We start from the raw sequence: 9,589 nt of genomic DNA on the forward strand, positions 1-9,589 counted from the left end.
CTAATGTAAAATACTATCATAATTTTATACTTTTCATTCTAAATAAAGAGGTGTCTTATACATCTCTTTATTTCTTTGATATATATTTATAGAATATTATACTTACTATTAATACTGTAATTCCTCCAAATAAAATTACTATATAAGCTTCTATATTTTGAAGTAAAACTCCTGATATTAAATATGATATAGGAACAACTACTTTTACTATACTTATTGTTAAACTTAAAGACCTCGCTCTAAATTCTTCTTCTATATTAGTTTGCATAGTATATGAAAAAGGAATATCAACTAAAGATACACATATTCCCATAAAGATCATTATAAGCAAATAGTAAATAACATATACATTTATATTATTTATGTTATTAATAAAAAGTGGGATAGAAAGTAATATTATATTCACAGACATAATTATTCCTGTTACTGAAAAGATACTATTCAACTTATATTTTGCTATGATCTTTTTTACCATAAATGCGCCTATTATCATACCTATCGGGATTGCTCCCTGAATTAATCCAAAACTTTTAGCTGGAATTTCTAATATATTATTTAAAATAATTGGTATTGGAATAGTAACCGAGAAAGAAATAAAGAAGTTAACTATTATAAATAGGGCTAGAATCTCAACAATGTATCTTTTGCTTATTAAATATTTAAAACCTTCTGCTATTTCCTTAAAATAATTCAAATTTCCTATCGTAATTCTTTTATCCTGCTTCTCTTCTAATTCACTATTAGTATTATATTTAAAATCAATCAAAGTATCTAAAATAGCTGAAAGTAAAAATGAAATAGAATTTATTAATATAAAAAACTCTATATCAAATATAGCAAAAGCTATTCCCCCAAATACTGGACCAAGTACAGAGGATATTGAATCTATTATTCGATTTCCTGCATTGATATTAACTATTTTTTCTTTCGAAACAATATTAGGTATTGAAGAATCTATACTAACATCAAATATAATATTTATACTATTAATAACAAAAGTACTTAAATAAATAATTCCAATGCTTAACCCCTTCCAATTGCTTATTAAATATATTATAACTAGAAATATTCCATTTAATAGATTAGCTGTAACTACTAATTTTTTCTTATTAAATTTGTCAGCCATAACTCCCACAATTGGATTTAGTATAATTATAGGTATTATACTTAAAATCAATGTTGTAGAAAAACTAACACTTGATCCAGTCATCTTTAACGTATATAAACTTATTGCAAAAGTATATATCGTTGTCCCAAATATTGATACTAAGCTTCCTAGATAAAATAAGAGAGCATTTCTATCGCCTTTATTTTTTATAAATTTCATTCTTATCACCTCTAGAAAATTCTATACTCTCTCCTTTACACCATATCAAGTATCTAATATTCTTATTTTTATTAAACTCAAAAGAAAAGATAGGGTTAACCCTACCGTTTTCCAAAATACAAATATGAATAAACTTCTTCACTTTCTGAAAAATAATCTTCATATATACTAGGTTTGTTTAAATAATCTGATTTCTGTTCTGATATCATTTTAAAGTTATGTTTTTTTAGCTCTTCTTTAATATAATTAATATTAAAATTTTTTCTATTTTCTTCTTTTATGGAGTTACTTAACACAAATTTTTTAAATAAAATGTACGATAACCCAACATATGAATCTTCTTTTAAATACTTTAATATATCTTTAATAGAAAAATCATTTTTTTCAAACCAGTAATTACTGCTCCCTCCATAATCTAAAAATAAATCAATGGACTTTTCCTTTATTGGCACATACTTAAAATCTGTACAAATAAACATTATATTTTTTTTAGTATTACTTCTTTCAATTAATGATTTCAAATAATTATGCTTTTCAATATTATTATCTATAGCAATATATACGCTACTCTCATCTAAATCATCATATAAATTTCTTAATAGAAACCCTAATCCACTTCCTATTTCTAAGATTACTTTATCACTAAAATCAAGCTTACAAAGCTCATTATGAACCCAATCTAATCCTTTTCTTACATTCAAAATATAATTTTCATCGGTTTCTTTTATATACTCTTCAATAATGTTGTTATTTACTTCACTACTCTTTTTTTCAGCATACTCATCAACAATTAATATTCCAGATTTTACACTATAGCTAATACCACAAGTGCACTTTAACTTTCCATCTAATATTTGGTTGTTTTTTATATTGCCTTCTTCTAAGTATAAATCTTCTCTGCAACTAACACATGATAATAAATTTAAATTTTTAATATCTATTCCTAAACTAAAATTTCTTTTTACCTCTACTGAATTTATATCTTTTATTTTCTTTGTCAATTTAGTTTCTATCTCTACTAGTTCATTTATTTTTTTACTTATTTCCTTTTTCTTTAATGTAAATAAATCATGTAAAATATTATTTTTTTCAGTGATACTAAGCTTTCCTAAGGTCTCATAAACAAAAATAGATTTTATTTCATTTAATGTAAATCCTAAAGATTTTAGATTTAAAATATTTTCAAGTTCTTTTTGACACTTTTGATTAAATTCATATTGAGACCCATTCTTATATGGTATAATTAGGCCCAAATCCATATAGTGTCTTACAGTTTCTATACTTATTTTGTTTATCTTACTAAATTCCCCAATTTTCATATATACTCTCACTTTTCAATAATATAATAACTTAATTTTATATTAATTTATTATGGCTTTCAAATACTTCTAATAATTAAATAGAGATATTATTAAAAATAATATCTCTATAAATAATTATATTTAAATTTATTTATCTATTCTTTTATCGTCATTAAACCATTTGGATTGAGTTGTAGGATTACTAACTATACCTAATGCAACTAATATAGATAATATTGCATGAGTTATAGTTCGATATTCTTCTGGAACTATGTGTACACCAAAAGCACTTAAAATCATTGGAATTAATGCAAGAATAGAAACCCATAAACCATAGTTCTTAAATCTTGACCAATCAAAATTCATAGTAAATCACCTCTTGCCTATGATATATTTTATTCACTAAAATCTAATTATGTGAATAAAATATAAAACTGTATCAATATATGTAAAATACTAGTATTGATACAGTCTTAACTCTATTCTTGATTAAACTATTTATTCTAATTCTTCCTCTAAGAAAGCCTTATATCCTCTCATAGTTTCATAGATATCTAACTTACTTGCTACTTCCCAAGGAGCATGCATATTTTGAAGCGCTACACCACAATCGATAACTTCCATATTATATTCTGCTAAAATATATGCGATCGTTCCACCGCCTCCTTGATCTACTTTACCAAGTTCAGCTGTTTGGAATAAAACATCATTTTTATCCATAACATTTCTAAGCCATGCCATAAATTCTGGATTTGCATCATTACATCCTGATTTTCCTCTTGCGCCTGTATATTTACTAAATACAAGGCCCTTACCGAAATATGCAGAATTTTTCTTTTCCATTACAGAAGGATAATTAGGATCATAAGCAGCTGTTACATCTGCTGATAACATCTTTGAGTTTGCTAATGCTCTTTTTAATTTTAAGCTTGAATATTCTCCAAGTCTATCCATAACTTCAGCTACAACATTTTCAAAGAATTTTGAATGCATCCCAGTTGCTCCATTGCTTCCTACTTCTTCTTTATCAACTAATAATACTACTGAAGTATATTTGCTTTTATCCAAATCTAAAAGAGCCATTAATGAAGTATAAGCACAAACCCTATCATCTTGACCATATGCCATTATCATACTTCTATCTAATCCATATTCTCTAGCTCTTCCTGCTGGAACTACTTCTATTTCAGCTGATAAGAAATCTTCTTCTTCAAAATCATACTTTTCTTTTAGGATATTAAGAATATTTGCTTTAACAGCATCCTTTTCGCATCCTTCTAAAGGCATATTTCCAACTAATAAATTTAAATCTTCACCTTCAATAACTACATTAGCTTTCTTTTGAAGTTGATCTGCAGATAAATGTATTAAGAGATCAGATATTCCTACAACAGGATCATTATTATCTTCACCAATTACTACATCAATTTTGGTACCATCTTTCTTAACAACAACTCCGTGTAATGCTAATGGTAATGTGACCCATTGGTACTTTTTAACTCCACCATAATAATGAGTTTCCATCATTGCAAGGTTAGAATCTTCATATAGAGGATTTTGCTTTAAATCCAATCTTGGAGAATCTACGTGAGATCCTATTATTCTCATACCTTTTTCAATTGGCTCTTCACCTATAAGAAATAGTGCTAATGCTTTATCTTTATTATTTATAAATATCTTATCACCAACTTTTAAAGTCTCCCCATTTTCTATAACTTCTTCTAAATCTCTATATCCTAGAGCAGCAGCCATATCTATACTTGTTAAAACACATTCTCTTTCTGTTTTGCATAAAGACATATAATCTATATATCCTTTACAAAAATCAAATAATTCATCTTTCTTATCTCCCGTATATTTTAACCAAGGATTTTTTTTATCTTCCTTTTTATCCATATTAGCCCTCCTGATTTTATTTATTATAAGTATTTTTAAACCTATACTATTAATATAAGTATTATTCTATTATCTTATCCATTCTACTTTCAATTATATCTACCGGAGTAACCTCAGACATTAGTGAATGTCTATAATTTACAGCCGCAGCCTCTATTATAACAGCGATATTTCTTCCTGGCCTTACAGGAACTCTAAGTTTTTTAACTTTAACTCCCAATATATCTTGACGATCATCATTTAATCCTAATCTATCGTAATCCCCATCATCTTTCCAATGCTCAAAATGCATAAGTAATTGTATATCCTTTTCAGGTAATATAGAACTTAACCCATATAACGATGCGACATCTATTATACCAATTCCTCTTACTTCAAGCATACCTATAGTAATTCTTGGTGACCTACCAATTAACTCTCCATCAATTTCTTTTATATCTACCGCATCATCAGTTACTAATCTATGACCTCTTTTTATAAGTTCTAAAGCAGTTTCACTTTTGCCAATTCCACTTTCTCCTGTTATCAATATTCCTATTCCATACACATCCACCAATACTCCATGAAGTCTAGTTTCTGGTGCTAATTGTCCTGTAAGATAAATAGTTAGCTTACTAATAAGTTTTGTTGTTACTAATTTAGTTCTAATAAGCCAAATTTTATTTTTCTTAGCTGCTTTTAATAACTCCTCTTGAGGTTCTAAATCTCTTGTAATCACTAGACATTTTAAATTAAAACTGAAATACTTATCTATTCTTTTCTTACGAAGTTCAAGGCCCATTGCCTCTAAAAAACTCCATTCTGCTTTTCCTATTACTTGTATTCTTTCAGGAGCAAAGTAATTATAAAATCCTGATAATTGTAATCCTGGTCTATTTATATCATTTACAAATATTTCTACATCTTTTTCCCCTTCAACCAATACTTCCATGTCAAAATCTTTTATTATTTTTTCAACTGTAACTGACAAATTTATCACCCTTTAATTTCTTTTTTTTGGTTCCACTGTTTCTAGTTGAGCTCTAAAATTATTTTTTACACTATCTATATATCTTCTTCTTAAAATTTGTTGTTCTTCTTTTTCTAAATCGTTTAATCCCTCTTCTTTACTCTTCTTATAAAGTTCATTAATTCTTTTTATTACATCATCCATTTTCATACTTTGATAATCCATCTTTAGTTCTCCTCTTTATTCTAATTTTAATTTTAATTCTTTCTTATATTTTACCCTCTATTTAAATCAATATCAACTTATATAATTTCGACAAACTCTTTTCTCGTTATTTTTTATATCCATGTAATATTTTTATATGCCTTCCATTATATTTGATATTTTTACAATTTTTGATAAAGGATACAGTAAAATTTTAAACTAATTTGTTGTTATTTGTTTTATGAATTTATTTTACATCTTTATACTTTTTGGTATAATATTGTTATAACACGATGTATTTTGTAAATAGATGGAGGTGCTACTAAAAATGATAAAGAAATGTAGAAGACAAATACTACTAAAGAAAGCTATACTTAACTTTTTATTAGGGTATCTTTCTCCAAGCAACAGATTAATAATTTATCTTTCACAAGATTTGGACAAGCTAATAAGTAAATCACAAAAGAATATCTATAAAAGATATGTAAAAAGACACTTTGGTAGCAACCCTTTCAAAAAGGTTGCTTAAATAGTCTACTAATTATTTATTATGTGTGAATTTGATGATTACTTTATTTATAAATTAGTTAAATATAATTCCTTATAAAACAAAAAATATAGAAACTTTATAAGCTATTAACTTAAAAGTTTCTATATTTTCTGAATAAAAAAAACACCTCATTACATGAGGTATTATTAACAAATATACTCCCAACATGCCGTTCACTTAAATATTCATACCTGCGGCTCGCAGGTGGGTTAAGCTCACTAATCCGCTGCCTTCTCCTGCCACATAAAGTGAATTACTGAAGCCTGACATTGTTTTAGCTATTGCAAATCCCGTATCAATAATGTAGGTTGAATATTATAAGCTTAGCGCACATCTCAGGATTTATTTTATGATTTTATTATATCATAAATTGCTTCATATGCAATAGAATTTTTTTCATATGTATCTATCAATTAGCAAATAAACTCTTTTGCAACATCCTCAATAGATAAATCACTTTCTTCTTCTGTAAACAATGCCATAAATTTAATATTTTCACAATTTCCTGGATCAATCTGAAAAGCCATAACTTCGCCTGAAATTTCTAGCTCTTCAACTATTTCCTCAATTATATCAACAACTTCATCATTACCATAGTCATAAAGGTAAGGAATAAAGTATTCTTTATACCATTCATTACTTTCTTCTTCGTAATCACTTTCTTCATTTGAATAACTTCTTGCTGCTTTTAAAACATCTTCATCAAAATCTAAAAAGAATTTTACCAAGAATAAACCATCTTCTTTTTTTAATTCTTCAATTTCAGTTAAATAATTTTCATCTAATATCTCTATAATCTTACTATAATTCATAAACTCCTCCAATTAATATAATAATTTTTTATATTCTTTTTTAACCGCTAAAAATTCCTTATCATCTTCAACTAAGTTTAATTCTTCTTTTCCATCTACATTATCTACTCTAAAAACATACACATCTTCGCTCTTTTCATCCATTGGAGCTAATAACAAATATTCTTTTTCTTCTAAATAAATTCTTGCTACAGCTTCAAAGTCTATTTTATTACCATCTTCATCTAAGAAACTCATTATCTTCTTTTCATTATCTTCTAAGTTCAATTCTTTATTATCCATTTTGTTCTCCTTTAATTTAATTATCAAATAATATTTTATATTTAAAAAAGATTTTTTACTACTATTTTTTTATTAATTTAGATTTATATTAAATCACTTTTTGTAACTATATAAATATTTTTTTCATATTATGAAGTAAAAATAATTTCTGAGGACAAATTTATGATTGAAACAATAATATTAGTTTTATCTGTATCAATAGATTCATTCATAGCAAGTATTGCATATGGAACTAGTAAAATCAAAATTCCACTGACCTCTGCTTTCATAGTGGACATAATATCAGCTAGTATGCTTGGACTTTCTCTTATTGTTGGTGGATTCCTTCAAAATTATATATCTGCTAATGTTGCAAGAATTATGAGTTTTCTTATACTTTTTCTTTTAGGAGTATATAGACTCTTTGAAAGTTTATTAAAATCTTATATTAAGAATAAATCAAATAATTTATCACCATTAACTTTTAAATTATTTGATTTTAATATTGTTCTACAAGTATATGCAGATGAAACAAAGGCTGATTTCGATAAATCTAAGATACTTACATCAAAAGAAGCATTTTACCTTGCATTAGCCCTATCACTAGATAGTTTAGCTGTTGGATTTGGTAGTAGCCTTATATCTATTAATTATATAGACGTTTTTATAGTCGCTCTTTTAATTGGTATAATAGCCATTTTACTTGGTGCTTTTATGGGAAAGAAGTTTGTTGAAACTACAAATATAAACCTTTCTTGGCTATCAGGTGCAATGCTTATAATTTTAGCTTTTCTAAGAGCATTCTAAAGGCTGCTAAAGATAATTTAGCAGCCTAAATTTTTTAATAGAATTTATTTATTTTCCATCTTTTTCTTTTTGCTTAATAACATAAATGCTCCAGCTCCAACTATAATTATACCTACAATTATTAAATAAATAGGATTATTCCCACCAGTAGCTGGTAAAATTACTCCACTTTCATTATTAGCTTTTTCTGCAATTATAAACTTACTAAAATGTGGTGTTTTAAAAGTTATTTCATTTCCATTTATAGTTGTTTCTAATTGTTCAAATGTCTTAGTTTCTTCATTATAATAAAATACAGCTAAATTAGCCTTATTTAAGCCTTTTAAATCTTCATCTGTTAACTTTAAAGTTACAGTTGCAACTCCATCTTTAAAGCTATGAACTGTAACTACTTCTTCGCCATTCTTAATCAATAAGTTGAATTCAAATACTTTTTTAACTCCTCTAATTCCAGCTGTAATAGTTGCATCTTCTTTAACCTTCATTTCAAAAATTATACTTGAACCTTCTTTTAATAGTTCTTTATCAATTAAGGTAAATGGTAGTAGTATAGTATTTTCTCCATTTTTAATTTCAAAAGATCCATTTCCAGTTTTTATAGCTTCTATATCTTTTATTTCAACTCTAATTTCATTTGATGGAATTTTTATAACTACTTGATTCTTTCCATTAGGATTTTCTACTTTTTCAACTATATTTTCTACAGGATTAGTTGTTCCATTATCATCCTTATCGCTCTTAACAGTAACTTCGCATGTAGCTTTAAAGCCTCCATCTTTTGTTGTAACTGTTATTGTTGCTTTTCCTTCTCCTATAGCTGTTACTTTACCATTTTCATCTACCTTTGCGACTTTTTCATCACTTGTTGTCCATGTAACTTCTTTATTTGTTGCGTTTGCTGGTGAAATGCTTGCTTTTAATTCTAATCTTTCATTTATCTTTAATTCTGCTGATGTTTTATCTAATCTTACTCCTGTTACCTTTACTACTGGTACTTCTTCATTTTTCACTGTAACTTCACATATAGCTTTAAAGTTTCCATCCTTTGTTGTTACTGTTATTGTTGCTTTTCCTTGTCCTATAGCTGTTACTTTTCCATTTTCATCAACATTTGCAATATCTTCATTACTTGAAGTCCAAGTAACTTCTTTATTGTTTGCATCTGATGGTGAAATGCTTGCTTTTAATCCTAAACTTTCATTTATCTTTAATTCTACTGATGTTTTGTCTAATCTTACTCCTGTTACCTTTACTACTGGTACTTCTTCATTTTTCACTGTAACTTCACATATAGCTTTAAAGTTTCCATCCTTTGTTGTTACTGTTATTGTTGCTTTTCCTTCTACTATAGCTGTTACTTTTCCATTTTCATCAACATTTGCAATATCTTCATTACTTGTTGTCCATGTAACTTCTTTATTGTTTGCATCTGATGGTGAAATACTTGCTTTTAATCCTAAACTTTCATTTATCTTTAATTCT

At 26.8% G+C, this 9,589-nt stretch carries 11 protein-coding genes and 1 other RNA gene; 2 read left to right on the forward strand and 10 right to left on the reverse strand.

Translation table 11 applies throughout. The annotated features are described in order from the left end of the window. Window positions 1-67: 67 nt before the first annotated feature. The 6 genes from I2E83_RS03560 to I2E83_RS03585 all read right to left on the reverse strand — a co-directional run bounded on the left by I2E83_RS03560 (window position 68) and on the right by I2E83_RS03585 (window position 5,698). Window positions 68-1,327, reverse strand: a complete 1,260-nt coding sequence (locus tag I2E83_RS03560; protein WP_195264209.1) for an MFS transporter — start codon at window positions 1,325-1,327, stop codon at window positions 68-70. Window positions 1,328-1,428: 101 nt separating this feature from the next. Beyond that, complete coding sequence (locus I2E83_RS03565) at window positions 1,429-2,646, reverse strand: MerR family transcriptional regulator (RefSeq protein WP_195264210.1); 1,218 nt, start codon at window positions 2,644-2,646, stop codon at window positions 1,429-1,431. Between the two features lie 129 nt (window positions 2,647-2,775). Beyond that, window positions 2,776-2,994: a phage holin gene (locus I2E83_RS03570; protein WP_195264211.1), complete on the reverse strand. Its 219-nt coding sequence runs from the start codon at window positions 2,992-2,994 to the stop codon at window positions 2,776-2,778. Window positions 2,995-3,126: 132 nt separating this feature from the next. Continuing rightward, window positions 3,127-4,524 carry an aminopeptidase gene (locus tag I2E83_RS03575; RefSeq protein WP_195264212.1) on the reverse strand — a complete coding sequence of 466 codons (1,398 nt, stop codon included), beginning with the start codon at window positions 4,522-4,524 and terminating at the stop codon, window positions 3,127-3,129. Window positions 4,525-4,585: 61 nt separating this feature from the next. Then, the gene (gene hprK, locus I2E83_RS03580; protein ID WP_195264247.1) at window positions 4,586-5,494 is read right to left on the reverse strand and encodes an HPr(Ser) kinase/phosphatase; all 909 of its coding nucleotides are present in this window, start codon (window positions 5,492-5,494) and stop codon (window positions 4,586-4,588) included. A gap of 12 nt (window positions 5,495-5,506) precedes the next feature. Further along, window positions 5,507-5,698, reverse strand: coding sequence for a DUF896 domain-containing protein (locus tag I2E83_RS03585; RefSeq protein WP_195264213.1), 192 nt, complete (start codon window positions 5,696-5,698; stop codon window positions 5,507-5,509). Between the two features lie 307 nt (window positions 5,699-6,005). Here I2E83_RS03585 and I2E83_RS03590 point away from each other — a divergent pair, with 307 nt between their 5' ends. Then, window positions 6,006-6,206: a hypothetical protein gene (locus I2E83_RS03590; protein WP_195264214.1), complete on the forward strand. Its 201-nt coding sequence runs from the start codon at window positions 6,006-6,008 to the stop codon at window positions 6,204-6,206. A gap of 175 nt (window positions 6,207-6,381) precedes the next feature. Here I2E83_RS03590 and ssrS read toward each other — a convergent pair. From ssrS to I2E83_RS03605, 3 genes are all read right to left on the reverse strand, one after another. Then, window positions 6,382-6,572, reverse strand: a non-coding RNA gene (gene ssrS / locus I2E83_RS03595) — 6S RNA. A gap of 68 nt (window positions 6,573-6,640) precedes the next feature. Next, window positions 6,641-7,039 (reverse strand): hypothetical protein, encoded by a 399-nt coding sequence (locus I2E83_RS03600; RefSeq protein ID WP_195264215.1) that lies wholly within the window; start codon window positions 7,037-7,039, stop codon window positions 6,641-6,643. Window positions 7,040-7,051: 12 nt separating this feature from the next. Further along, a complete protein-coding gene (locus tag I2E83_RS03605) occupies window positions 7,052-7,321 on the reverse strand; it encodes a DUF1292 domain-containing protein (RefSeq protein WP_195264216.1) in 270 nt (89 codons plus the stop codon). Between the two features lie 162 nt (window positions 7,322-7,483). Here I2E83_RS03605 and ytaF point away from each other — a divergent pair, with 162 nt between their 5' ends. Then, the gene (gene ytaF, locus I2E83_RS03610) at window positions 7,484-8,107 is read left to right on the forward strand and encodes a sporulation membrane protein YtaF (protein WP_195264217.1); all 624 of its coding nucleotides are present in this window, start codon (window positions 7,484-7,486) and stop codon (window positions 8,105-8,107) included. 44 nt (window positions 8,108-8,151) lie between these two features. Here the strand turns inward: ytaF and I2E83_RS03615 are convergent. Then, window positions 8,152-9,589: Ig-like domain-containing protein (locus I2E83_RS03615; RefSeq protein WP_195428564.1), on the reverse strand; the 1,438-nt coding region annotated here is incomplete at its 5' end.

The sequence above is a fragment of the Clostridium sp. D46t1_190503_E9 genome (genome assembly GCF_015555225.1).
In the GTDB taxonomy this organism is placed as follows: domain Bacteria; phylum Bacillota; class Clostridia; order Clostridiales; family Clostridiaceae; genus Clostridium.

What these genes read in the sequence shown, in the direction of transcription:
- I2E83_RS03560 (WP_195264209.1), bottom strand. Translation starts at nt 1,327, where the DNA reads ATGAAATTTATAAAAAATAAAGGCGATAGAAATGCTCTCTTATTTTAT.
- I2E83_RS03605 (WP_195264216.1), bottom strand. Translation starts at nt 7,321, where the DNA reads ATGGATAATAAAGAATTGAACTTAGAAGATAATGAAAAGAAGATAATG.
- ytaF (WP_195264217.1), top strand. Translation starts at nt 7,484, where the DNA reads ATGATTGAAACAATAATATTAGTTTTATCTGTATCAATAGATTCATTC.
- I2E83_RS03585 (WP_195264213.1), bottom strand. Translation starts at nt 5,698, where the DNA reads ATGGATTATCAAAGTATGAAAATGGATGATGTAATAAAAAGAATTAAT.
- I2E83_RS03575 (WP_195264212.1), bottom strand. Translation starts at nt 4,524, where the DNA reads ATGGATAAAAAGGAAGATAAAAAAAATCCTTGGTTAAAATATACGGGA.
- I2E83_RS03590 (WP_195264214.1), top strand. Translation starts at nt 6,006, where the DNA reads ATGATAAAGAAATGTAGAAGACAAATACTACTAAAGAAAGCTATACTT.
- I2E83_RS03600 (WP_195264215.1), bottom strand. Translation starts at nt 7,039, where the DNA reads ATGAATTATAGTAAGATTATAGAGATATTAGATGAAAATTATTTAACT.
- I2E83_RS03565 (WP_195264210.1), bottom strand. Translation starts at nt 2,646, where the DNA reads ATGAAAATTGGGGAATTTAGTAAGATAAACAAAATAAGTATAGAAACT.
- I2E83_RS03570 (WP_195264211.1), bottom strand. Translation starts at nt 2,994, where the DNA reads ATGAATTTTGATTGGTCAAGATTTAAGAACTATGGTTTATGGGTTTCT.